24 protein-coding genes and 4 pseudogenes are annotated in these 23,342 nt (G+C 69.6%); 16 read left to right on the top strand and 12 right to left on the bottom strand.

What is annotated here, in order from left to right; genetic code table 11:
• The first annotated feature begins 145 nt into the window (after positions 1-145).
• The 5 genes from GAK38_RS07075 to GAK38_RS23880 are packed head-to-tail and all read left to right on the top strand — an operon-like array spanning position 146 to position 3,850.
• Positions 146-1,117, top strand: coding sequence for an aliphatic sulfonate ABC transporter substrate-binding protein (locus GAK38_RS07075; protein ID WP_325342686.1), 972 nt, complete (start codon positions 146-148; stop codon positions 1,115-1,117).
• 9 nt (positions 1,118-1,126) lie between these two features.
• Positions 1,127-2,425: an LLM class flavin-dependent oxidoreductase gene (locus tag GAK38_RS07070; RefSeq protein WP_325342684.1), complete on the top strand. Its 1,299-nt coding sequence runs from the start codon at positions 1,127-1,129 to the stop codon at positions 2,423-2,425.
• A complete protein-coding gene (locus GAK38_RS07065; RefSeq protein WP_325342682.1) occupies positions 2,422-3,324 on the top strand; it encodes an amidohydrolase family protein in 903 nt (300 codons plus the stop codon). Before GAK38_RS07070 ends, GAK38_RS07065 begins: the two co-directional genes overlap by 4 nt.
• A 2-nt stretch (positions 3,325-3,326) precedes the next feature.
• Positions 3,327-3,716 (top strand): GNAT family N-acetyltransferase, encoded by a 390-nt coding sequence (locus GAK38_RS07060; protein WP_325342680.1) that lies wholly within the window; start codon positions 3,327-3,329, stop codon positions 3,714-3,716.
• Entirely contained in the window at positions 3,635-3,850 is a 216-nt protein-coding gene (locus tag GAK38_RS23880) for a GNAT family N-acetyltransferase (protein ID WP_443089171.1), read from the top strand. The genes GAK38_RS07060 and GAK38_RS23880 overlap by 82 nt, the downstream gene beginning before the upstream one ends.
• Before the next feature lie 90 nt (positions 3,851-3,940).
• Here GAK38_RS23880 and GAK38_RS07055 read toward each other — a convergent pair.
• Positions 3,941-4,415: pseudogene (locus tag GAK38_RS07055) on the bottom strand (LysR family substrate-binding domain-containing protein).
• A 49-nt stretch (positions 4,416-4,464) separates the two neighbouring features.
• Between GAK38_RS07055 and GAK38_RS07050 the strand changes: the two are divergent.
• The 5 genes and pseudogenes from GAK38_RS07050 to GAK38_RS07030 form a co-directional block, all read left to right on the top strand.
• Positions 4,465-4,842 (top strand): annotated as a pseudogene (locus GAK38_RS07050) (acyl-CoA dehydrogenase family protein); the annotation flags it as partial.
• A gap of 14 nt (positions 4,843-4,856) precedes the next feature.
• The gene (locus GAK38_RS07045; RefSeq protein WP_325342678.1) at positions 4,857-5,153 is read left to right on the top strand and encodes an acyl-CoA dehydrogenase family protein; all 297 of its coding nucleotides are present in this window, start codon (positions 4,857-4,859) and stop codon (positions 5,151-5,153) included.
• A complete protein-coding gene (locus GAK38_RS07040) occupies positions 5,102-5,431 on the top strand; it encodes an acyl-CoA dehydrogenase family protein (RefSeq protein WP_325342676.1) in 330 nt (109 codons plus the stop codon). The genes GAK38_RS07045 and GAK38_RS07040 overlap by 52 nt, the downstream gene beginning before the upstream one ends.
• A 5-nt stretch (positions 5,432-5,436) precedes the next feature.
• Positions 5,437-5,739, top strand: a pseudogene (locus GAK38_RS07035) (tripartite tricarboxylate transporter substrate-binding protein); the annotation flags it as partial.
• A 225-nt stretch (positions 5,740-5,964) separates the two neighbouring features.
• The gene (locus tag GAK38_RS07030) at positions 5,965-6,993 is read left to right on the top strand and encodes an SDR family oxidoreductase (protein WP_325342731.1); all 1,029 of its coding nucleotides are present in this window, start codon (positions 5,965-5,967) and stop codon (positions 6,991-6,993) included.
• 363 nt (positions 6,994-7,356) lie between these two features.
• Here GAK38_RS07030 and GAK38_RS07025 read toward each other — a convergent pair whose 3' ends face one another.
• The 8 genes from GAK38_RS07025 to GAK38_RS06990 form a co-directional block, all read right to left on the bottom strand.
• Positions 7,357-7,527, bottom strand: a complete 171-nt coding sequence (locus GAK38_RS07025) for a hypothetical protein (RefSeq protein ID WP_325342674.1) — start codon at positions 7,525-7,527, stop codon at positions 7,357-7,359.
• Between the two features lie 52 nt (positions 7,528-7,579).
• Positions 7,580-8,665: a sigma-54 interaction domain-containing protein gene (locus GAK38_RS07020; RefSeq protein ID WP_325342729.1), complete on the bottom strand. Its 1,086-nt coding sequence runs from the start codon at positions 8,663-8,665 to the stop codon at positions 7,580-7,582.
• A gap of 20 nt (positions 8,666-8,685) precedes the next feature.
• Positions 8,686-9,867: an acyl-CoA dehydrogenase family protein gene (locus GAK38_RS07015; protein WP_325342672.1), complete on the bottom strand. Its 1,182-nt coding sequence runs from the start codon at positions 9,865-9,867 to the stop codon at positions 8,686-8,688.
• Positions 9,864-11,021 (bottom strand): FMNH2-dependent alkanesulfonate monooxygenase, encoded by a 1,158-nt coding sequence (gene ssuD, locus GAK38_RS07010; protein ID WP_325342670.1) that lies wholly within the window; start codon positions 11,019-11,021, stop codon positions 9,864-9,866. Before ssuD ends, GAK38_RS07015 begins: the two co-directional genes overlap by 4 nt.
• Positions 11,018-11,578: an FMN reductase gene (msuE, locus tag GAK38_RS07005; RefSeq protein WP_325342668.1), complete on the bottom strand. Its 561-nt coding sequence runs from the start codon at positions 11,576-11,578 to the stop codon at positions 11,018-11,020. The genes ssuD and msuE overlap by 4 nt, the downstream gene beginning before the upstream one ends.
• A 211-nt stretch (positions 11,579-11,789) precedes the next feature.
• Complete coding sequence (locus tag GAK38_RS07000; protein ID WP_443089173.1) at positions 11,790-12,653, bottom strand: ABC transporter permease; 864 nt, start codon at positions 12,651-12,653, stop codon at positions 11,790-11,792.
• Positions 12,654-12,664: 11 nt separating this feature from the next.
• Positions 12,665-13,507: an ABC transporter ATP-binding protein gene (locus GAK38_RS06995; protein WP_325342664.1), complete on the bottom strand. Its 843-nt coding sequence runs from the start codon at positions 13,505-13,507 to the stop codon at positions 12,665-12,667.
• A 144-nt stretch (positions 13,508-13,651) separates the two neighbouring features.
• On the bottom strand, positions 13,652-14,698 hold the full coding sequence (locus tag GAK38_RS06990; RefSeq protein ID WP_325342662.1) for an ABC transporter substrate-binding protein: 1,047 nt from the start codon (positions 14,696-14,698) through the stop codon (positions 13,652-13,654).
• Between the two features lie 270 nt (positions 14,699-14,968).
• Here GAK38_RS06990 and GAK38_RS06985 point away from each other — a divergent pair, with 270 nt between their 5' ends.
• From GAK38_RS06985 to GAK38_RS06960, 6 genes are read left to right on the top strand one after another with little or no spacing between them, the layout of a single operon-like run.
• Positions 14,969-15,925, top strand: coding sequence for a TauD/TfdA dioxygenase family protein (locus GAK38_RS06985; RefSeq protein ID WP_325342660.1), 957 nt, complete (start codon positions 14,969-14,971; stop codon positions 15,923-15,925).
• Positions 15,926-15,948: 23 nt separating this feature from the next.
• A complete protein-coding gene (locus tag GAK38_RS06980; protein WP_325342658.1) occupies positions 15,949-17,124 on the top strand; it encodes an ABC transporter substrate-binding protein in 1,176 nt (391 codons plus the stop codon).
• Positions 17,121-17,279 carry a hypothetical protein gene (locus tag GAK38_RS06975; protein WP_325342656.1) on the top strand — a complete coding sequence of 53 codons (159 nt, stop codon included), beginning with the start codon at positions 17,121-17,123 and terminating at the stop codon, positions 17,277-17,279. The genes GAK38_RS06980 and GAK38_RS06975 overlap by 4 nt, the downstream gene beginning before the upstream one ends.
• Before the next feature lie 13 nt (positions 17,280-17,292).
• Positions 17,293-18,210 carry a carbohydrate ABC transporter permease gene (locus tag GAK38_RS06970; RefSeq protein WP_325342654.1) on the top strand — a complete coding sequence of 306 codons (918 nt, stop codon included), beginning with the start codon at positions 17,293-17,295 and terminating at the stop codon, positions 18,208-18,210.
• Positions 18,194-19,069, top strand: coding sequence for a carbohydrate ABC transporter permease (locus tag GAK38_RS06965; protein ID WP_325342652.1), 876 nt, complete (start codon positions 18,194-18,196; stop codon positions 19,067-19,069). The genes GAK38_RS06970 and GAK38_RS06965 overlap by 17 nt, the downstream gene beginning before the upstream one ends.
• Before the next feature lie 7 nt (positions 19,070-19,076).
• Complete coding sequence (locus tag GAK38_RS06960) at positions 19,077-20,147, top strand: ABC transporter ATP-binding protein (protein WP_325342650.1); 1,071 nt, start codon at positions 19,077-19,079, stop codon at positions 20,145-20,147.
• 7 nt (positions 20,148-20,154) lie between these two features.
• Here GAK38_RS06960 and GAK38_RS06955 read toward each other — a convergent pair whose 3' ends face one another.
• From GAK38_RS06955 to GAK38_RS06945, 3 genes and pseudogenes are all read right to left on the bottom strand, one after another.
• Positions 20,155-21,156: a class I SAM-dependent methyltransferase gene (locus GAK38_RS06955; RefSeq protein ID WP_325342727.1), complete on the bottom strand. Its 1,002-nt coding sequence runs from the start codon at positions 21,154-21,156 to the stop codon at positions 20,155-20,157.
• Positions 21,157-21,352: 196 nt separating this feature from the next.
• A pseudogene (locus GAK38_RS06950) lies at positions 21,353-21,550 on the bottom strand (efflux RND transporter permease subunit); the annotation flags it as partial.
• A gap of 133 nt (positions 21,551-21,683) precedes the next feature.
• Positions 21,684-23,219: an ABC transporter permease subunit gene (locus GAK38_RS06945; RefSeq protein ID WP_325342648.1), complete on the bottom strand. Its 1,536-nt coding sequence runs from the start codon at positions 23,217-23,219 to the stop codon at positions 21,684-21,686.
• Positions 23,220-23,342 lie beyond the last annotated feature (123 nt).

The raw sequence follows: 23,342 nt of genomic DNA, 5'->3' as shown, positions 1-23,342 counted from the left end.
CGGCCGGGCGCACGCCTCGGGCAACCACCGCCGATTCTCTCAGAAGGATCAAGCAAAACCATCATTCGCAGTCCTGCCGTGTGATGCGAGTTGAGCAGTTGGTCCGTTATCCCGTTGCCTCGCGAACTGTCAAGGAGCTATTGCCGTGTCCCATACCGAATCGCAGACTTTTACCCTGTCGCGCCGCAGCGTCGTCAGCGCGCTGGCCCTGGGAGCCGCCGCCAGCACCTGGGGGCAGGACGGCAGCAAGACGCTGCGCATCGGCTACCAGAAGTTCAACACGCTCAACATCCTCAAGGGCACCAGCAACCTGGAGAAGGCGCTCGCCCCCCTGGGGTGGCAGGTGCGCTGGGCGGAGTTCCTGGCCGGCCCGCAACTGACCGAGGCACTCAATGCCGGCGCGATCGACTTCGGCCACGCTGCGGACACGCCTTCGGCATTCGCCAATGCCGCCGGCGTCAAGGCGGTGTATCTGGGAGCCGAGCAGCCGTATCCCAAGGGCATTGCGATCTTCGTGGACAAGGATTCGCCGATCCGCTCGGTCAAGGATCTGAAAGGGCGCAAGATCGTCACCGGGCGCGGCTGGAATGTCCAGTACCTGCTGGTCAAGGCACTGGAAGAGGCCGGCTTGCGCTATGAGGACGTCGAGCCGGTCTATGTCACCAGCGCGGCGGACGTCAGCGCGACCTTCCTGTCCGGCAAGGTCGATGCCGGCAGCCTGTGGGATCCGTTCCTGGCCAGCCAGGAGATCATCACCTCGCCCCGCATCCTGCGCGACGGCAGCGCCCTGTCGAACAACCGCACGTTCCACCTGGCCCGGCCAGATTTCGTCGGCGCCAACGAGGAGATCGTGCGCATCCTGTTCCGCGAGTTGAAGAAGGCCAACGACTGGACGCAGTCGCACCCGCAGGAAACCGCTAATCTGCTGTCGCCGCAGCTGGGCGTGCCCGCGCCGGTGCTGAAGAAGGCGACGGATCGCCGCAACTACACCACCGTGGCCGTCACGCCCGACATCGTGGCGGAGCAGCAGGGCATCGTGGACACGTTTCAGAAACTGGGCTTGATCAAGACGCGCGTCAAGGTCGCGGACTATGTCTATCCCAACGTACTGGTCTGAGGCGCCGCAATGCACCTGGCCGCATTTCTGATTGCGGGCAACACCGCGCACAGCCAGGCGTTGTGGCGCCACCCGCAGAGTGACCGCGGCGGCTTCCTGCGCCTGCCGTATTACCTGCAGATCGCAAGGACGCTGGAACGCGGCTTTTTCGACCTCCTGTTCTTTGCCGACCGGCTGGCCGTTTCCACACGGTACGGCGGCAGCCCGGCGCTCGGGCTGGAACTGGGCGATCAGGACGCGACGCGGCTCGATCCCCTGCCCCTGCTGGGCGCGCTGGCGACAGGCACCTCGCACATCGGCCTGGGCGCCACGCGATCGACGACCTACAGCCAGCCTTACAGTTTGGCGCGCGAGTTCGCCACACTGGATCACCTGAGTGCCGGACGCGCCGCCTGGAACGTCGTCACCTCGGTCAATGGCGGCGAAGCCGCGAACTTCGGTCTGGCCCGGACCCTGGACCACGACACGCGCTACGACCGCGCCGATGAGTTCATCGACATCGCGCTCGGCCTGTGGAATGGCTGGGAGCCGGATGCGCTGCTGCTGCAGGCCGAAGGCCGCTATGCCGACGCCGCCAGGGTTCATGCCCTGCAGCACGAGGGCCCCTACTTCAAGGTGGCCGGCCCGCTGAACATTCCGGCTTCGCCGCAGCGCGGTCCAGTCATCATCCAGGCCGGCTCCTCCGACCGCGGGCAGGACTTTGCCGCGCGCCGCGCCGAAGTCGTGTTCGGCATCCAGCCCGACCTGCCGCACATGCAGCGCTTCTATGCCGACCTGAAGGGGCGCACCGCGAAGTTCGGACGCACGCCGGAGGACGTGAAAGTGCTGACGGCGGTCATGCCCTTCGTTGCGGCCACGCGCAGCGAGGCGCAGGACCTGCAGGCCGCGCACATTGCCGCGGCAGATCCCCAGGTGGGGCTGTCCACGCTGTCCAGCCACATGGACACGGACTTTTCCGGCTTCGATCCCGATGCGCCGCTGGGCGACGTGCAGGTGGCCGGCATCCAGGGCCTGTTCAGGCTGGTGCTGGAGCTTTCAGCCGAACGGCAACTGAGCCTGCGCGATGTCGGGCGCCTGTATGCGCAAGGCATTCTGGTGCCGCAAGTGGCAGGTACGCCCGCGGACGTGGCGGACTGGCTGCAGCATGTCGTCGAGAAGCGCGGCGCCGACGGTTTCGTCGTCACGCCGGTGCATCTGCCGCATGGCTTCGATGCCTTCGTGGACGACGTCGTACCGCTCCTGCAGGCGCGCGGCTTGCTGCGCACCCGCTACGAAGGCCGTACCCTCCGTGAGAACCTGAGACCATGAGCAACGAGAACCTTCTCCCGCGTGCGCATGCCCGGCGCGTGATCGACCTGCGCGCCCGCCCCGCCTACCTGCACGACTTCTTCGGCAGGACGCCGGGCTCGCCCGGCGAGGCCACGGCGCGCTGGCTCAACCGCCGCGTGGGCACGCGCGGCGACGACGCGCATTTCGTGCGCTCGCGCACGCCCGAGGGCTTCCTCGCCGAGGTGCGCGACGCGGGCCGCACGCACGGCCTCACCCATGCGGTGGTCGTGGGCCGCCACACGCCCGGCCAGCACCTGCCGAACGACACGATCCACGGGATCGTGCACGGCCACCCCGAACTGATCGGCATCGGCGCCGTCGACCCGGTCGTGCAGGGCGAGCAGGCCGCGCTGGCCGAGGCCGAGCGCGCGGTGCGCACGCTGGGCCTGGCGGGCATCGACATCGAGCCCGGCTTCGGCGAGCCGCCGCGCCATCCGGACGACCCGGCCTACCTGCCGGTCTACGACCTCGCTCAGCAGCTCGGCGTGCCGGTCTTCCTCATGAGCGGGCCGACCACGCCGGACCTGCGCTTCAACGACCCGGCGCCGCTCGCGCGCGTGGCCCAGCAGTTCCCGCGGCTGCCGATCGTGGCCTACCACGGCTACTGGCCCAACGTGCAGCAGATCGTCGGAGTGGCCTTCCGCTACGACAACGTGTTCGTGGTGCCCGACATGTACCTGTTCCAGCCCGGCAGCCAGGGCTACGTGGACGCGGCCAACGGCTTCCTGGCGGAGCAGCTGCTGTTCGGCTCGTCCTACCCGTTCCGGCCGATCGGCCAGAGCATCGACGACTTCCTCGCGCTCGGCTTCAAGGAAAGCGTGCTCGACCGGTTGCTGTACGGCAACGCGGCGCGGCTGTTCGGAATCGCCGGCGTGTAGCCATGCCTTCCTCTCAAGCGTCAGCCACGGTCCGCGTGCGCAAGGTCGAGACTGGTGACGCCGCCAAGCTGGTCGAGCTCAACCGCACGCTCGACCAGGAAACCCGCTTCATGAGCATGGAGCCCGGCGAGCGCACGACCACACAAGAGCAGCAGGCGCAACGGATCGCAGACATCGCCGGCTCCCCGGCCGTGGCGTTGTTCGTGGCGGATGAGGGCGCGCGGCTGGCCGGCTTCGTCGCGGTCAGCGCGGGCACGCTGCGGCGCACCCGGCACACAGCGCAACTCGTCATCGGCGTGCGGCGGAGCCATTGGGGCCAGGGCCTGGGCACGAGCCTGCTGCACCGGCGCGCCAGTGGGCAGCGCAGGCGGGCATCCGGCGGCTGGAACTGACCGTAGTGGCATCCAACCGGCGGGCCATCGCCCTGTACGAGAGAGCCGGGTTCGCGCGGGAAGGGGTGAGGCGGCAGTCTCTGTTCATCGACGGCGGCTACGTGAACGAACTGCACATGGCCCTGCTGCTCTAGCGCATGGCGAACGATCGAATACACAAACCGACATATGTCCATAGCCGCCAATTCCGAGCCGCTACAAGCATATCCTTCACATAGTACCCATCACACCACGCCGAACTCCCGCGCCGCCAGCTCCCGCAGACGCTGCGCGGCGCCGGTCTCGCGTCCGGGTTGGAAGGCCAGCGCCAGCCCGATCCCGGCCGCCGCGGGCAGGCCGGCCAGCCGGCGGTAGGCGATCCTGGGGCTGGTGAAGCGCTGCACCACCTCGGGCACCAGGGCCACGCCGAGGCCAGTCTCGATCAGTGCCAGCACCGTCTGCACCTGCGTGGCCTCCTGCGCGATGCGCGGCACGAAGCCGCTGGCCTGGCAGGCCGGCGGCGTCGCCGCGGGTGTACATCACGAAGGGCTCGCGCTCCAGCTCCTCCAGCTTCAGCTCGGCCTGCTCGGCCAGCGGATGGCCGCGCGGCAGCGCGGCGACGAAGGACTCGCGCGTCAGCGGCAGCAGCCTGCAGCGCGTGCCGCGCAACAGCAGCGGCGTGCGCACGATGCCGACGTCCAGCTCGCCGTCCTCGATCATCTGCACGATGCGCTCCGAGGTCGCCTCGCGCAGGCCCAGTTCCACGCCGAGCATCGTGCTGCTCGACCACTGGATCGCCACGCTGCAAGCCGGCGGCCAGGCCGGGGCGCATGCCGCCGCCATCGGCCGCTTCGCCGCGCAGCTGGCCACGCTGCGGCAGATGTCGTTCGCCGTGACCGCGCGGCTCGCGCAGGGCGGCAGCCCGGTCGTCGAGGCGGCGCTGGTCAAGGACATCGGCACCATGTTCGAGCAGTTCATCCCCGCGTTCGTGGCCGACGCCATCGCCGCCGACCCGGCCGCGCTGCCCGACGAACAGCTGCTGCGCACCGCCGCCTACGTGACCCAGGTCGCGCCGACCTATTCGCTGTGCGGCGGCACCCGCGAGATCCTGCGCGGCAGGATCGCCCGTGGTTTGGGACTGCGCTGAGGAAGACAACCGAGATGACGACGATGTTCACCGACGCCTTGCAAGCCATCCTGCGCGACCACGGCACGCCCGCCGCCGTGCGCGCCATCGAGGCCGGCGGCGCGCCGCAGGCGCTCTGGGATGCCGTGGCCGACGCCGGCTTTCTGGAGCTGCTCGCGCCCGAGGAGGCCGGCGGCGCCGGCGCCACGCTGGCCGATGCCTTCGAGGTGTTCGCGCTGCTCGGCGCGCATGCTGCGCCGCTGCCGGTCGGCCAGCCATCGTGGCCCGCGCGCTGCTGCCGGCCGGCGCGCTGGGCCAGGTGCTCGGCCTGACGCTGCAGTACGCCAACGACCGCAGCCAGTTCGGCCGCTCGATCGGCAAGTTCCAGGCAATCCAGCACCAGCTGGCCGAGATGGCCGAGCATGTGGCGGCCGTGCGCATCGCGGCTGCCACCGCGTTCGCGGCCGACGGGCGCGCCGACGCTGCTCCAGGCCGCCGTGGCCAAGGCCCGCGCGAGCGAGGCCGCGGTGCTGGCCGGCAGCAACTCGACGTTGGCGGTCAACGTCGCGCTGTTCAAGCGCCTGCCTCAAGAGTGCGGCGGAGGCGCTGACCGCCGTGGCCTCGGGCACAGTGGACTTCTCGTTCGTTGACATCACTGCGGCCTACGAGCTCATCAAGGGCGGGCGGCTGCGCGCCCTGGCGATCGCGGCGGAGCGCCGCTCGCCCGCGCTGCCGGCGCTGCCCACGGCCGGCGCGCTGGGCCTGCGCGGCTTCGCCGCCTCGGTCTGGGTCGGCGCGGCCGTGTCGGCGAAGACGCCGGCCGCCGAGGCGGTCAGGCTGGCCGCGCTGCTGACGCAGATCGAGCAGCTGCCCGAGACGCGCGAGTTCTACGCCCGCGTCGGCGCCGAGACCATGCAGGGCGGCCCCGAGGAGATGCGCCGCTTCCAGGCCGAGGAGATCCGGCAGTGGAAGCGCATCGCGCCAAGGCCAAGGTGGAGCTGCAGGAATAGGGCGCGGCGGACCGGGCGTCGCGGCGTGTCCTACAGGCGCGCGCCACGGCCGCCGACACATCGCGCCGGCCCGCTGGACGAGCGTGTGGGTTTTTTCTTCGCAACCCATCCGACACGCAACCCAGGAGGTTCCATGACCGCTGCCAACCCCTTCGCCGCAGCCGCCGAGAAGACCGCCGACCGGCAGGCCGCGCTGCAACAACGCCAGGACGCCCTCGACCAGGAAAAGAAAAAGAAGCAGCCGGCGCAGAAGAAGGACGAGAAAGGGGAAGGTGGCAACCCGCCCGCCGTCCAGGCCGGCGCGGCATCCGAGCCCGCCAACCCGCTGCCGGCGCAGCACCTCGACAAGCCTGGCGACGAGGGCGACCTCGATCTGGCGCCGCGCTTCCAAGCCGAGAACTACCGCGGCAGCGGCAAGCTCGACGGCAAGGTGGCCCTCATCACCGGGGGCGATTCCGGCATCGGCCGCGCCGTGGCCGTGCTGTTTGCCCGTGAGGGAGCGGACGTGGCCATCGTCTACCTCAACGAACACGACGATGCGCAGGAGACCGCCCGCCACGTCGAGGCCGAGGGCCGGCGCGCGATCCTGATCCCGGGCGACGTGCGCGACAGCGCCTTCGCCGAGCATGCGGTGCAGCAGACGGTCGACACCTTCGGCCAGCTCGACGTGCTGGTCAACAACGCGGCCTTCCAGCTGCATGCCGAGCGCATCGAGGACATCGACGATGAGCGGCTGCAGATGACGCTGGAGACCAACATCCGCGGCTACTTCCAGTTCGCCCGCGCGGCCGTGTCGCACTTGAGGAGCGGCAGCGCCATCATCAACACCGGCTCTACCACCGGCCTGCAGGGCAGCGCGCAGCTGCTCGACTATTCGACGACCAAGGGCGCGATCCATGCGTTCACCAAGGCGCTGGCCAGCAACCTGATCGGCAAGGGCATCCGCGGCAACGCGGTCGCCCCCGGCCCGGTCTGGACGCCGCTGAACCCGGCCGACCGCCAGGGTAAGGAGGTGGCGGAGTTCGGCAGCCAGACCCAGTTCAAGCGTCCGGCCCAGCCCGAGGAGCTGTCGCCGGCCTACGTGTTTCTGGCCTCGCCGGTCACGGCAGGCTATATCACCGGCATCGTGCTGCCAGTGACGGGCAGCGTGGGGGCGATCTAGGATCGACTGTGTCCATGCGCGCACTGCGCATGGCATCGGATGCGCCGCTGGGCTCGCCCGAAGCTGCGGCAAGTGCCGTCCACCAGCCCCTCAACGGCATTTCGCCTGCAGCGCGGCCTGGGCAGCCAGCGGGTCGGCCGCAGGCCAGCGTTCCTTTACTTATCTTTACATAGGAAAAGGTGTCCTTTTTCCGTTCTCGTTCGTCATACAAGGTGAGGGACCGCGATTCAGACACCGCGCTTGCGGACGCCACTGGCGCACTGCTCACCGATGGCGTTGCCCACCCGTTGCCTGCCCGGCGCCAGAAACACATACCCCCCCGGTGTTATCAATTAGAGTGCCTGAGGAATAAGCGCTGTGGCACTATACCCCGGCAATTTCTTCTGCTGAAGAGCGGCAAAGAAAAAAGGCATGCGCGGCCCCGGCAAGGCCAAGGCGGCGGCGCAGCCAGTCGTGGTGGCCGGCGCCCGGATCCTCGACTTGTTGTTGAAGTGCCGGCTCGGCAGTACCTGCGGCATCTCCTCTGCCGTCCATGGCCGAGCCTGGAACCCCGCCCGGCAGCCCCGGCGCGCTGCTGCTGCGCAGTTCAGATCGCCACGGCGATCGTGCGGGGATCGCCCGGCTGCTCGCCGTCGCCGCCCGCGGCGCGGCGGTTGACCACCAGTTCGCCCAGCCGGATCAGCCGCGCGCGGGTGATGTTGCGGCTCAGCCCGAGCAGCTGGGCGGTGTGGACCTGGTTGTAGCGACAGTGGCGGTAGGCGGCGCGCAGCAGCGCGTCCTCCACCGTCTCGTGCACGCCCCGGCCCTGTTCGTCGAACAGCCGCTGCAGCGCGCGCTGCAGCTGGTTGTCGGCGGTCTCGTCCATGGCCGCGGGCGCCGCGGCGGCGTCGCCGCCGGGCAGATGCAGGTCGGCCGCACGGATGGTGCCGTCCTGGCTGACCAGCAGCGCATGGTGGATCACGTTCTCCAGCTCGCGGATGTTGCCGGGCCAGCCGTAGGCCGCGAGCCGCTGGGCGGCGTCCGGCTCCAGCGCCACGTCGCCATAGCCCAGGCGCTCGCCGTAGCGGCGGATGAAATGCGCCGCCAGCGGCAGGATGTCGCCGGGGCGCCGGTGCAGCGGCAGCAGCTGCAGGGTGACGACGTTGAGCCGGTAGTAGAGGTCTTTGCGGAACTGGCCAGCGGCGATCGCCTCGTCGAGCCGCTTGTTGGTGGCCGCGAGCACGCGCACGTCGATCGGGATCGGGCGGCGCGAGCCCAGGCGCACCACCTCGCGCTCCTGCAGCACGCGCAGCAGCTTGACCTGCAGCGACATCGGCAGGTCGCCGATCTCGTCGAGGAACAGCGTGCCGCCGTCGGCCTCCTCGAACCAGCCAGCCTTGGCGGCCAGCGCGCCGGTGAAGGCGCCCTTCTCGTGGCCGAACAGCTCGGCGTCGACCAGCGCCTCGGAGAACGCGCCGCAGTTGACCGCGACGAAGCGGCCCGCGCGGCGGTGGCTCAGCGCATGCACCTGGCGCGCGACCAGCTCCTTGCCGGTGCCGGTCTCGCCGATGATGAGGATGCTGGCTTCGCTCGGCGCGACCTTCTCCAGGTGCGCCAGCAGCGCGAGCGACTTCGCGTCGGCGAACACGTGCGCCTCGGCGCGCGGCGCCGGCGGCCAGGAGACGAGCTGCATGGGCACGGGGCGTCCTCCGGTCATGAATAGAAAGTCGGTGCGGGCACGGCCCCGTTGAGCGCCCAGTCGCCCAGTTCGGCGAGCTTGTAGTCCAGCGGGTCGTGCAGCGACTGGGTGCGCAGGTTGCGCCAGTGGCGGTCCAGCCGCAGCGCGGCATGGGTGGCGCGCGCGCCGGTGACCTCGAACAGCCGGCTCGACAGCTCCAGCCCGATGCGCGTGGCCGCCACCTTGGCCGCGGCGATGGCCACGGCCAGCGCGCCGCGCTGCGCGTCGCCGAGGGACGGGCCGGTATCCCAGGCCGCGTCGAGCAGCGCGGCCGCACGCTCGACCAGCAGGCGCGCGCCTTCGAGACCCGTGTAGAACTCGCCGTAGTGCGACAGCACGTAGGGGTCGGCGGTGATGTGGTCGGCGCGCGACTTGAACCACGGCCGCGCCTCGGCCCGGGTGTAGTGGCGGGCTTCGTCGAACGAGCCTTCGGCGATGCCGAGGAAGGTGTGGCAGAGCACCAGCTGCGCGATCAGCGGGCGCAGGCTCGCGAACGGCGTGCCGAGCGGGCCGGGGTCGAGCAGCAGCTCGTGGTGCTCCACGCGCACGCGTTCGAAGCCGACGCTGCCGCTGTCGGTCTGGCGCTGGCCGAAGTTGTCCCAGTCCTCGTGCAGCACGATGCCGCTGCGCGCGGTGGGCAGCGCGGCGATGCGCAGGCGCCCGCCGGCGGCCTCGTCCACGGCCGAGGCGACCAGCATCTCGGAATCGAGGGCGCCGGAGCAGAAGCTCTTCTTGCCCGAGAACTCGTACCAGAGCGGCCCGGCCTGGCGCACCACCGTGCGGGTGTCGAGCGGATTGAGCGCATTGCCCCAGAACCACTGCTTGCGCGCGGTCTGCTCGTACCAGGGCTGCCACTGCGCCGGCTGGCCGAAGAGGCGCACCGTGGCCAGCATCAGATGGTGGAAGCCGAACACGTGGGCGATGGAGCTGTCGGCGCGCGCGAAGATGCGCACCGCCGCCAGCGTCTCACTCCAGCGCGCGCCCAGGCCGCCGAACGCCGTGGGAATCGCCAGCGCGAGCAGGCCGCTTTCGCGCAGCGCGTCGCGCTCGGCCTTGGGCGTGCCGCCACGCTCGTCGCGCTCGGCCGCGGAGGCGGCGAAGCGCTCCGCCAGCGCCTCGGCGGCCTGCGGCGGCGGTGCGTCGGCGGCGGCGGTCACGACGGCCGCGCGCGCGACGCGCCGGGCAGCACGTCGTTGGCGATCATCTCGCCGAAGGGGCCGGTCAGGTTGGTGGCGCCGCCGGCTGCGGCATAGCTGCGGTAGGGCTCGGGCAGCAGCGGGAAGACCAGCTCGGCGAAGCGGTAGGCCTCTTCCAGGTGCGGGTAGCCCGAGAAAATGAAGCTGTCGATGCCGAGGTCGGCATATTCCCGGATGCGCGCCGCGACTTCCTGCGGGCTGCCGACCAGTGCCGTGCCGGCGCCGCCGCGCACCAAGCCGACGCCGGCCCAGAGGTTGGGATGGATCTCCAGCCGGTCGCGCCGGCCGCCGTGCAGCGCGGCCATGCGGCGCTGGCCTTCGGAGTCGAAGCGCGCGAACGACTGCTGGGCCGCGGCGATCGTCTCGTCGGAGATGCGCTCGATCAGCTCGTCGGCCGCGCGCCAGGCCGCCTCGCTGGTGCGGCGCACGATCACGTGCAGCCGGATGCCGAACTTCACCGTGCGCCCGTGCTTCGCGGCACGCGCGCGCACGTCGGCGATCTTCTGCGCCACGGCCGCGGGCGGCTCGCCCCAGGTGAGGTAGACGTCGACCTGCTCGGCGGCGAGGTCGTGCGCTTCGTTGGACGATCCGCCGAAATACAGTGGGGGGTATGGCTTCTGAACGGGCGGATAGAGCGCCTTGGCGTTCTTCACCTGCAAATGCCTGCCGTCGAAGTCGACCGACTCGCCCTGGAGCACGCGGCGCCAGATGTGCAGGAACTCCGACGACGCCTCGTAGCGCTGGCGATGGTCCAGGTGCAGGCCGTCGCCGCGGTTCTCGTCGGGGTCGCCGCCGGTCACCACGTTGATCAGCACGCGGCCGCCCGTGAGCCGGTCGAGCGTGGCGGTCATGCGGGCAGAGACGGTCGGCGAGATGATGCCCGGGCGGATCGCGACGAGGTAGCGCAGCCGCTCGGTCGCCGGCGCCACAGCCGAGGCGACGACCCAGGAGTCCTCGCACGAGCGGCCGGTGGGGATCAGCACACCGTAGTAGCCGAGGTTGTCGGCCGCCTGCGCAACCTGCTTCAGGTAGCCCAGTGACACCGGCCGCGCGCCCTCGGCCGTGCCGAGGAAGTGGCCGTCGCCGTGGGTGGGGAGGAACCAGAAGACGTTCATGCGACCAGGCGTTTTTGATGCGCGGCGAACAGCGGCGCGGCGCGGTCGGCCGCCAGGCGGACGCGCTCCTTCAGCAGTTTGCTCGTGATCACGTAGTTCTCGAAATCGGTATTCGACGCGTAGACGCCGATCGGCAGCGTGAGCGCCTGCAGGAACGAGAACAGCGGGCGCAGCTGGTGGTCCAGCACCAGCGCATGGCGCTCGCTGCCGCCGGTGGCCGCGAGCAGCACCGGCTTGTCGACCAGCGCATCGACGCCGACCAGGTCGAACAGGTGCTTGAAGTGGCCCGGGAAGGAGCCGCGGTAGACCGGTGCGGCGGCGATCAGCAGGTCGGCCGACTCGATGGCCTGCAGCTCCTGCTCGACCTCGGCCGGCAGTTCGTCGCGCGACAGCGCAGCGCCCAGCGGGCGGGCGATGTCGCCCAGGTTGATGATGCGGCTTTGCAGCGCCAGGCGGCTGCCCAGCTCGGCGAGCAGGGCCTCGACCAGCACCAGGGTGCGCGAGGGAAGGTAGGCGCTGCCGGTGACGGCAACCACGTTCAGGGGCTTGACGGCCATGGTTCAACTCCGATCGGACGCAGTGGCGCCCGTGTTGTATGTGCAGGGGGAGGAAGGTGGGAAGCGCTGCAAATTCCAGGCCGTGCCGCCGCGGCGGCAAACGCCGTCCAAGACCACCATTTCTGCAACTTGGACGGCAGCGCGCCGGCTTTTTCGCCGGCGCGGTGTTGCTGGAGCAACAGTGCTGCTGCAAGCAACACCAGCACAGGGCTCATCGCTGCACGCCCCAGCGCCGCACGGTGACCCGCTCCAGCGCATGGAAGCCGAGGTTCTCGACCAGCAGGCCGATGATGATGACCAGCGCGAGGCCGGCGAACACCCGGTCGGTATAGAGCTCGTTGCGATTCTGGAAGATGTACCAGCCGAGGCCGCCCCTGCCCGAGGAGGCGCCGAACACCAGCTCGGCCGCGATCAGCGTGCGCCAGGCGAAGGCCCAGCCGATCTTCAGGCCCGAGAGGATCGACGGCAGCGCAGCCGGAACCAGGATCTGCAGCACATAGCGCAGACCCTTCAAGCCATAGTTGCGGCCGGCCATGCGCAGCGTCTCGGGCACGCCCTGGAAGCCGGCATAGGTGTTGAGGGCCAGCGGCCACAGCACCGAATGGATCAGCACGAAGACCAGGCTGCCCTGCCCCAGCCCGAACCACAGCAGCGCCAGCGGCAGCAGCGCGATCGCCGGCAGCGGATTGAACATCGAGGTCAGCGTGGTCAGCAGGTCGCGGCCGAACTGGGTGGACACGGCGAGCGTGGTGAGCACGAAGGCCGCGGCGATGCCGGCCACGTAGCCCTGCACCAGCACGATGAGCGAGATGCGCACCTTCTCGATCAGCTCGCCGCTGGCCAGCCCCTCGGCCAGCGCGCGGGCGGTGGCGAGGAAGGTCGGCAGCAGCAGGTCATTGTCCTGCCAGCGCGCGAGCGCTTCCCACAGCACGGCCAGCACGACCAGGATCACGCCCTTGCGCAGCCAGCCCTGCTGCCACAGGCGCGCCGCGAAAGGCAGCGTGCGCTCGGGTGCAACGCCGGTCAGCGGCTCCAGCGGGCGCTCGTACTCGGGGCGCACCGGCGGCGCCGGCAGCGGGGCGGAGCTCACGGCGTTGCCTCCGGCGGGTGGGCCTCGAACAGCAGGCGGTGGATGCGCTGCGCCGCGGCCTGGAACTCCGCGCCGCCAAGGCTGTCGAGCCCCCAGGCGTGGCTGTTGATCTCGGCGCGCACCCGGCCCGGGTGGGGCGACAGCAGGCCGATGCGGTTGCCCACGACGAGCGCTTCCTCGATCGAGTGGGTGACGAAGACGAGCGTGAAGCGCACCTCGTCCCACAGCGCGAGCAGCTCCTCCTGCATCTTGCGGCGCGTGAGCGCGTCGAGCGCGGCGAAGGGCTCGTCCATCAGCAGCACGCGCGGCTGCATCGCGAGAGCGCGCGCGATGGCCACGCGCTGCTTCATGCCGCCCGAGAGGGTATGCGGATAGGCATCGGCGAACTTCGAGAGCCCGACCTTCTCCAGGTAGTGCAGCGCCCGCTCGTCGGCTTCGCGCCTGGCCAAGGTGCCCGAGGCGCGCAGCGGGAAGGCGACGTTCTGCCGCACCGTCTTCCACGGCGGCAGCTGGTCGAACTCCTGGAACACAACGATGCGGTCCGGCCCCGGGCCGGTGACCGCGCGGCCGTCGAGCCGGATCTGGCCTTCGACCGGCGCGATGAAGCCGGCGATGGCCTTGAGCAGCGTCGACTTGCCGCAGCCCGAGGCGCCGAGCAGCACGAAGCGGTCGGCGCCATACACGTCGAAGCGCACGCGGTGGGTGGCCCGCACCACGCGCTCGGGCGTGCGGTATTCGAGGCTCACGCCGTCCACCGCGAGCAGCGGCGCCGGCAGGGCCAGCGGCTCCTGCGGCGCATCGGCGGGCGCGCGCACGAGCGAAAGACCGGCCGCCGCCATCAGCGCAGGCTCCCGCGAGGGAAGGCCGGCTGGCGGCGGTGCGGTGTCGGATTCAGATGGAGATGCATGGAATGTGTTGTGCTCTGAAACGACAAGCCCGCCGCAGGCGCCGGGAAGCCATGCGGCGGAACGGGACGAGGCCGGTCAGCTGCCGTTGGCCGTCAGCGGCTCGTCGAAGAAGTAGTCCCTGAGCGCCTTGGGCTCGTTCTTGATCGCGCCCACGCGGTACAGAAACTGGCCCAGGCCCAGCGTGTTCTGCGGCTGCACCTTGAACTGCACCTCGGGGTTCTTGATGATCTGGAGCAGCAGGTTGCGGTCGGTCCTGGCGCCGGTCACCTTGAGGTAGATGTCGGCCGCCTTCTCGGGGTTGGCGGTGATGAACCGGGCCGCCTCGTCGAGCGCCTCGACGAAGGCCCTGTAGGTTTTTGGGCTCTCGTTGCGGAACTTCTCGGTGGCATAGAGCACCGTGACCGAGCCCGGGCCGCCGAGCACGTCGTAGGAGTTGAGCACCACGCGCGCGTTCTTGTTGTCGGCCAGTTCCTGTTCCTGGAACGGCGGGTTGCCGAAGTGCGCGGTGATCTCGGTGCCGCCCTTGATGATGGCGGCGGCCGCGTCGGGGTGTGGCACGGCGACCTGGATCTTGTCGAGGCGGTTGTACTCCTTGTCGCCCCAGAGCTTGGCCGATGCGAACTGGAGCACGCGCGACTGCACCGACACGCCCACGGCCGGCAGCGCGATGCGGTCCTTGTCGGTGAAGTCGGCGATCGACTTCACGTTGGGATTGTTGGTGACGAGGTAGTAGGGGAAGTTGCCCAGCGAGGCCACGCCCTTGACGTTCTGCCTGCCCTTGGTGCGGTCCCACAGCGTGAACAGCGGGCCGACGCCGGCGCCGGCGATCTCGACATTGCCCGACAGCAGCGCGTCGTTGACGGCCGAGCCGCCGGAGAGCTTGAGGAACTCGACCTTGATGTCCACGCCCGCAGCCTTGCCGTGCTTCTCGATGAGCTTCTGCTCTTGCGCCACGTTGAGCAGCAGGTAGACGATGCCGAACTGTTCGGCGATGCGCAGCTGGCCTTCGGCCGCGTGGGCGGCGCTAGTGGCGCCGAGGCTCGCGCCGAACAGGCCGATGGCTGTGGCGAACGCGGCGGCCCGGCGGACGAAGCGGCGGCGGACGGAATGCGGGACGGTCATGCTCTCTCCTCACCAAGGCAAAAGCTGCGACTGTAAGGAGCGCACCTTCTTCGGAAAACGAATTGTTTATTGGCTGCTAATTACGCCGGCTTCTATGGATGAATCCGCCGCAGCGGCATTCCCACAGGAGCACGGCCAGCGGCTTCGTTACCGGATCGAACTTCTAATGAGCAGGCTTGATTTTGTTATCTGGATTGATTCGTTTATGCCGGACGAGTTTGTCAAAGAGAATTTCGGCGTCCTATTCCCTGTCCACAGCGGAGACCCATCGTGTCCCAGTCTTCCACGTCTCACATCGACACCTCCATCGGCGACCTGCGCGTCCGGCGCGTGGCCGGCACCCTGGGAGGCGAGGTCCTCGACGTCAAGCTGAGCTCGCAGCTCGACGAAGCCGTCATCCAGCATCTGCACGCCGCGCTGGTCAGGCACAAGGTGCTGTTCTTCCGTGGCCAGAAGCATCTGGACGACGCCGAGCACGAAGCGTTCGGCGCGCGTCTGGGCAAGACCGTGACGCACCCGACGGTGCCCGCGCCCGCCGGCACCCGCATCTTCGAGCTCGATGCTTCCAAGGGCGGCGGGCGGGCCGACTCCTGGCATACCGACGTGACCTTTCTCGACGCCTTCCCCAAGTACGGCGTGCTGCGCGGCGTCACCATTCCGGCCTACGGCGGCGATACCGTGTGGGCCGACACGGCCGCCGCCTACGCGCGTCTGCCAGAGAGCCTCCAGCGGCTGGCCGACAACCTCTGGGCCGTGCACAGCAACGACTACGACTACGGCGCCGACCGCGTCGTGGTGAACGAGCAGCGGCTGCGCCACCACCGTGACGTGTTCGTCTCGGCGGTGTACGAGGCGGAGCATCCCGTAGTCCACGTGCACCCGGTATCGGGCGAGCGGGCCCTGCTGCTGGGCCACTTCATCAAGCGCATCCAGGGCCTGTCGAGCAACGAGTCGGCGCGCGTGTTCGAACTGCTGCAAAACCGCGTGATCCGGCTGGAAAATACCGTGCGCTGGCAATGGCAACAGGGCGACGTGGCGATCTGGGACAACCGCGCGACCCAGCATTTCGCCGTGAACGACTACGGCGACCAGCCCCGCCTGGTGCGGCGGGTCACCGTGCATGGCGACACGGCGGTGGCCATCGACGGGCGGCGCAGCCGCACGCTGCGCCGGCCCGAGGCCACCAACGACGCGCAGATCGACGCCGTGATTGCCGCCACTGCATGACTTCCCCCCGCAGCCTGAGCACCATGACCCAACGCCGCCATTTCCTGCAGACCGCCGGCGCACTCGGCGCCTCTGCACTGCTGCCCACCCTCGCCCGGGCCCAGTCCGGTGCGAGGAAATTCCAGGGCGTGACGCTCAATGTCTCCGCCTTCAGCTCCGCCTACCACACGCTGCTCAAGCAGTGGCTACCGGAGTTCGAGGCCGCCACCGGCGCCAAGGTCAACTTCGACACTCCTTCGTTCCCGGTCTACAACCAGCGCACCGACCTGGAACTGTCCACCAAGGGCTCGGCCTACGACGTGGTGAACGTCACCTTCATCTACATCAGCCGCTGGATCAACTCGGGCTGGCTGACGCCGCTGGACGATTTCATCAGGAACCCCAACCTGACGCCGCCGGACTGGGACGTGGCCGACTTCCTGCCCGGCGCGCGCGCGCCCGAGACCGGCAAGGACGGCAAACTCTACGGCATCCCCTGGGTGGCCGAGGCGCTGCTGTCGGGCGCCTCGCGCTTCGATCTCGTCAAAGCCGCCGGGTTCGGCTATCCCGACACCACCGACGACCTCGTGAAGGTGCTGCGCGCCGTCAACAAGAAGGAGCGCGTTGCCGGCTTCGTGGCCGACAACCATTACGGCTGGACCTTCGTGCCCTACCTGCACGCCTTCGGCGGCGATGTGTTCCGCAAGGCGCCGGACGACCTGTTCCCGACGCTGGACACGCCCGAGGCCGTGGCCGCCGCCGAGTACTACGCCAACCTGCTCAAGGAGTTCGGCCCCGACGGCGCCATCACCTACCAACCCGACCAGGTGACGCAGGCACTCAAGTCGGGGCGCGTGAACTTCGCCGATGCCGGGCAGATCTACCTCGCCCAGCTCGCCGACAAAGCCAGCAGCAAGGTGGCCCAGACCGCCCACTTCGGCCTGCTGCCCAAGGGGCCGGCGGGGCGTTTTCCGGGCACGGCGGTGCATGCGCTCAGCATTCCGACGGGTTCGAGGAACAAGGAGGCGGCCTGGGCTTTATCCAGTGGGCGCTGTCGAAGCAGACCACGCGCCGTGCCGTCCTGGCCGGCTACGGTTCGCCGGCGCGCCGCTCCGACCTGGACACCAGGGAATTCCGCGCCAAGCAGATCATCAACGGCGTCGACCTGGCCCAGCTCTCGATCGACTCGCTCGACATCGCAGCCAAGGGCGGCTACATGAAATACCGCACGGTCGCGGTCTATCCGCAGGTGGACCAGCAACTCAACAAGGCCATCGCACTGATCGCTTCGGGCTCAGCCACGGCCAAGCAGGCGTTGCAGCAGGCGCAGGCGCAATCGATCGCCGAGCTCACGCGGGCCGGGCAGAACATCTGAGCCACCGGTTTCGATGAATACACCGGCCGCGGCATCCACGCCCGGCTGGGAGGCCGAACGCCGCCGCGCCTTCCTGCTGGGGCTCGCCCCTTCGCTCGCGGTGCTGCTCGTCATTACGCTGGCGCCGTCTGTGGCGCTGTTGGTGGCGAGCCTCACTCCGCTGAGCCTGACCGACCCTGCGGGCACCTTCCGTTTCGACGACCCGCTGGTCAATTACCGGCACTTGCTGGAAGACGACCGCTTCATCGGTTCGGTCGCCACCCAGGCCAAGCTCTCCGTCGTCAGCGTGGCACTGCAGCTGGCTGCGGGCCTGGGGCTGGCGCTGTTGCTCAACGGCCGCTCGCGCATCCTGGACGCGGCCCGCGCCGTCTTCCTGATCCCGATGGTGCTGCCGCCGATCGTGGTGGCGCTGATCTGGAAGATCATCTACACGCCCGACGTGAGCCCGGTGCACCGCGCGCTGGACGCTCTGGGGCTGCCAGTGCACTCGCTGATAGCCAATCCAGCCACGGCGCTCTGGGCCATTGCCTTCGCGGACACCTGGCAGTGGTTCCCCTTCACGCTGCTGATGGTGCTGGCCGCGCTGCAGATGATGCCCGACGACCCGCTGGAAGCCGCCAGCCTGGACGGCGCCAACCGCTGGCAGTTGTTCCGCCACATCGTGTTCCCGCACATCCGACCGGTACTGGCGGTGTGCGGACTGTTCCGGCTGATCGACAGCCTCAAGGCCTTTCCGCTGATCTACGTGCTGACCGACGGCGGCCCCGGCAGCGTCACAGAAGTGACCAACTACTATGGCTTCGTCCAAGCCTTTAATTTCTCGTACTGGGGCTACGCCAGCGCGATCGCGATGGTCATCCTGGCGGGCGTGTTCGCCCTGAGCTGGCTGGTGCAGCGTCTCGGGTGGAATGACCATGCGCAGCAGCATTGAACCGGCGCGCGCAGCGGCGGCTCCCCCGGCGATCCGCCGGCGGCGTCTTGCCGGCTGGCTGCGCCGCCACGCGCGCGAACTGGTCACGCTGGCGCTTCTGCTGGCAGTGATGTTTCCCTTCCTCTGGCTGGTGCATCTGGCCTTCAAGCCGGGCGGGGAGCTGTTCGAGGAAAACCTGCTCTTCACTCCCACGCTGGAGGGCTTCCGCAGCCTGCTGCAGGGTAGCTTTCCGCGCTCGTTCGGCAACAGCCTGCTGGTGAGCACGCTGTCCACCGTGCTGTCGCTGCTCATCGGCGTGCCTGCCGCCTACGCGCTGGCGCGCTGGCGCTTCCGGTGGCGCCGCCGGGTGGCGCTGTGGATTCTGGTGACGCGCATGGCGCCGCCCATCGCCTTCACGATACCGTTCTTCCTGGCCTACCGCTGGCTCGGCTTGCAGGACACGGTACCCGGCCTTGCCATCGTTTACCTGACCTTCAATCTCGCCGTCGTGATCTGGCTGATGCAGACCTTCTTCGAAGCGGTGCCGCCCGCGCTGGAGGAGGCCGCCTACATCGACGGCTGCGGCGTCTGGCAGGCATTCTGGCGTGTGACGCTGCCGCTGTCCGCGCCGGGGCTGGCGGCCACCGCGGTGCTGTGCTTCATCTTCTCGTGGAACGATTTCTTCTACGCGCTCATCCTCACGCGCACCAACGCCGTGACCGCGCCGGTGGCGATCGTCAACTTCCTGCAGTTCGAGGGCTGGGAGTGGACCAAGATCGCCGCCGCAGGCACGCTGGTAATGTTTCCGGTGGTCATCTTCACGGTGCTGATGCGCAGCTACCTGGTGCGCGGCCTCACGGCGGGCGGCGTCAAGGACTGAAAAAACCATGGCCCGACTCACCCTGCACCGGATCGTCAAGCACTACGCCGATACCGAAGTCATTCACGGCATCGACATCGAAATCGGCGACGGCGAGTTCGTCGCGCTGGTCGGTCCTTCGGGCTGCGGCAAATCGACGCTATTGCGCCTGATCGCCGGGCTGGAGGCCATCGGCGGCGGTGAGATCCGCCTGGGCGAGCGCGTCATCAACGACGTGCCGCCGCGCGAGCGCAACATCGCGATGGTGTTCCAGAACTACGCGCTCTACCCGCACATGACGGTGGCGCAGAACCTCGGCTTCGCCCTCAGGCTGCAAGGCGAGGAAAAGGCCGCCATCCGCCGCCGCGTCGAGGAGGTCGCGGGCATCCTGGGACTGGAAGCACTGCTGGAGCGGCTGCCGCGCCAGCTGTCGGGCGGCCAGCGCCAGCGCGTGGCGATGGGCCGCGCCATCGTGCGGCGGCCGGAGGCGTTTCTGTTCGACGAGCCGCTGTCCAACCTGGACGCCAAGCTGCGCGTGCAGGTGCGCACCGAGATCAAGGCGCTGCACCAGCGCCTGGGCACCACCACCGTCTACGTGACGCACGATCAGGTGGAAGCCATGACGCTGGCCGATCGCATCGTGGTGCTGAAGGACGGCCGCGTCGAGCAGGCCGGCACGCCGCTGGATTTGTACGACCGCCCGGCCAACGCCTTCGTGGCCGGCTTCATCGGCTCGCCGGCCATGAACTTCGTCCCCGGGCGGTTGAGTCTGGACGGCGCGCCCGTCGTGCTGACCGAGGACGGCCTGCGCCTGCCGTTGGTCGCGCCGCCGCGCGCGGGCGACGGCACGCGCGTGCTCTACGGCGTACGGCCTGAGCACTTCACGCTGGATGATGGCGCGGACGGCCTGCCGGCGCAGGTGGCCGTGGTCGAGCCGACCGGCTCGGAGACGCAGGTGGCGCTGCGCCTGGGCGGACAGGACATCCTGGCCGCGTTCCGCGAGCGGCTGGCGCCGCGCCCCGGCGATGTGCTCCGGCTGCGACCCGTGGCGGCGCACGCCCATGTGTTCGACGCGGCCAGCGGTGCGCGGCTGAACTGAGCGCCGCTCACAGACGGTGCGTGCGGTCGCCTTCGGCGAAGCCGACCGGCTCCCATGCCGCGCCGGCCGTGCCGAGCAGCAGCGCCTTGAACAGCTCGCCCATCTCGTGCTCGTGGATCAGCCGCGCGCCTGCGGCGCGCTCGGCAGCGGTGCCCCGGGCCATGCGTTCGGGCAGCCCGCAGTTGATGAGCAGCCGCGCCTGCGTGGTGTAGCCCAGCACGTCGAGTCCGGCCTCCTGGGCGGCCACGGCGATGCCGGTGAAGTCCACGTGCGCCGTAATGTCCTTGCGCCCCACGTCGGCCAGCGGGTCGGAGTCGCTGCGGTGGCCCTGGTGGCACATGACGGTGCCCATGTGGCGCTGCGGGTGGTAGTACTCGCGCTCGCCGAAGCCGTAGTCGATCAGCAGCGCCGCGCCGCGCGCCATCCGGTCGCCCAGCGTGCGCACGAAGGCCTGGGCCTGGGGGTGGATCTCGGTCAGGTAGTCGTGGCCGCCGCCAATCTCCATTGGCGGGCGCAGGCCGGTCGGCACATCGGCCCAGGCGAAACGGCCTTCGTGCAGCGCCACGCCGCGCTCGTTCCACGCACCGGCATGCCGGGCGAGGAGCTGGACTGGCATCGCGTCGAGCACCTCGTTGCCGACGACCACGCCCTCGATGCGCTCGGGCAGCTCGCCCACCCAGCGCACGCGGTCGCCCCAGCCCGCGAGCCGCGCCTGCTGGCGCGCGCGCAGGGAGCCGGAGAGATCGACGATGGTATAGCGGGTTACCCGGTCGCCCAGCGCGTCGAGCAGCTGCTGCGCCAGCGCCCCGGAGCCGGCGCCGAACTCCCAGACCTCGCGCGTGCCGGTCGCGTCGAGGGCCTGGCCGACCTGCACCGCCAGCGCCTCGCCGAACAACGGCGTCATCTCGGGCGCGGTCACGAAGTCGCTGCCCGAGGACGGCAACGCGCCGAACTTGGTCGAGTCGCTGGTGTAGTAGCCGAGCTGCGGCGTATAGAGCGCCAATTCCATGAAGCGGTCGAAGCCGATCCAGCCGCCGGCGCGGGCGATGGTCTCGGCGACGTGCGCATGCAGCAGGGTCGAGCGCTCGGCATCGGGAGCGGCCACCGCGGCGGGGCCTGCACTGTCGGGTCGGGTCTTCGTCACGGGAGCGATTGTCCGCCATGCACCGGGCCCGCGCGGCGGCCGGTAAGTCATCCGTAATACAAGGCAGCATCAGCATGGGCAGTTGCAGCTTGTTCTGCACCTGGGCGATGTGGGGATCGATGTCCTGCTCGAAGGCGACGACGATGGTGATGCTGTCGCCGGAATTGCTCTCCGAGCGGATGTAGCGCAGGCCGTCCAGGCCGCTGAGCTGCTGCTCGATCCAGGCAAAGGTCGGGCGGTCGATGAAAAATCTGGCCATGGGCGACCCTCAGTTCGCGCTGGCTGGCGCCGGCTTGACCTAAATGCCCGGGCGGGCGCGCTGCACGCCTCCGGGCAGCCGGGCGCGCACGAACATGCCCGGCGCCAGCACGCCGTCATATCTTTCTCCTGGTTCAGCGCAGCGACTTCCCGACCTTGCGCGCCGCCCACGACGCCGCCATCACGCCCAGCACCACGACCAGTTGCAGCGTGCCCACCACCGCCGTCTTGGGGCTGATCTCCATGCTGATGTCCTCCCACATGCGCACTGCGAGCGTCGTGGCCTTCGGCGAACTGAGGAACAGGCCGATGATCAGGTCGTCGAAGCCGGCCAGGAAGGCGAACAGCAGCGCACTGGCCAGCGACACCGCCAGCAGCGGCAGCGTTACCGTGCGCAGCACGGCGGCCGGCGACGCGCCGAGGCTGGCCGCCGCCCGCTCCAGGTCGCCGTCGAGGCGTTCCAGCGCCGGCAGCAGGATGATGACCACATAGGGCAGGCCGATCACCGCATAGGCCAGCCAGAAGCTCGCCGGCCGTCCGTTGATGCCCAGCGCCACGGCGCAGAAGAACATGCCCAGGCCGATGACGATGTGCGGCAGGATCATCGGCGAGACTGCCAGCAGCCACAGGCCCCGCCGCGCGGCGTGCCGTCCGCGCGCCAGTGCAAAGGCGAGCGGCGTACCGGCTGCCAGAGCCGTCACCGCCGCGGCCAGGGCGATCCAGAGGCTGAAGCCCGCCGAGGCCAGCCAGGCGCCATCAGCGGCCAGGGTCCTGAACCAGCGCAGCGCATAGCCCGGCGGCGGGAAGGTGAGATAGGGCGCGCTGCTAAAGGCAAGCGCCACCACCACGGCCATCGGCGCCAGCAGGACCGCCAGCAACACTCCGGCATAACCGCCCAGCAGGGGCCCGGCAGACGAGGCCAGGGCCTGGGCGGCGCAGGCGGCCAAAGGCTCGGCCGCCCGGGGCCAGCGCAGCGTGGCCAGCCGCCGGCGGCGCAAGCCGGCGGCACCGGCGACGGTAGGGCGTGCGCTCCCGTCGCCATCGAAGGGCGCGATGCGCCGCCGCGCAAGCAGCAGGCCGCCGCTGGTAGCCAGCAGCAGCAGCAGGCAGGACAGCGCGGCCGCCACGTCGAACTCGCCCAGCGTGGACACGCGCACTTCGATGGCCTGTGCCAGCAGGTAATCGCCCGGCGCGCCCAGCAGTGCCGGGGTGATGTAGAAGCCCAGCGCGCTCAGGAAGACCAGTGCCGCGCCGGCGCCCAGCCCCGGCAGCGACAGCGGCAGGAACACGGTGGCGAACACCGCGGCCGGCGAGCCGCCCAGGCCGCGGCCGGCCTGCAGCAGCGCCGGGCTGATGCGCCGCATGCCCGCGTAGAGCGGCAGCGCGATCATGGGCAGCAGCACGTGCACCGTGCCCAGGTAGCTGCCGAAAGTGTTGAACACCAGCGCAACCGGCGCTTCGGTCACGCCCAGCGCCAGCAGCGCACGGTTGACAGGACCGTGGTTGCCGAGGATGGCGACCCAGGCATAGGAGCGGATCAGGATGCTGGTGAGGTAGGGCACCGTCACCAGGGCCATCAGCAACTCGGCGTGGCGGCGGCCGTGCCTCGCCGCGAAGTAGCAGTACGGACAGGCGATCAGCGCGCACAGCGCGGTGACGGCGGCGGCCATGCCCGCGGATGCCCAGGAGCACCGGCGACGCCAGAATCTCCGCGTAGGCGGCGATGCCGAATTGCCCGTTCCGGTGCAGGCTGGTCCAGGCGATGGTGGCCAGCGGCCCGAGGTAGCCGAGGC

It is taken from the genome of Xylophilus sp. (assembly GCA_009914555.1).
Taxonomy (GTDB): domain Bacteria; phylum Pseudomonadota; class Gammaproteobacteria; order Burkholderiales; family Burkholderiaceae_C; genus WNDY01.
Note: the sequence above shows the minus strand (reverse complement) of the source record. Positions and strands in the feature narration are given on the sequence as shown.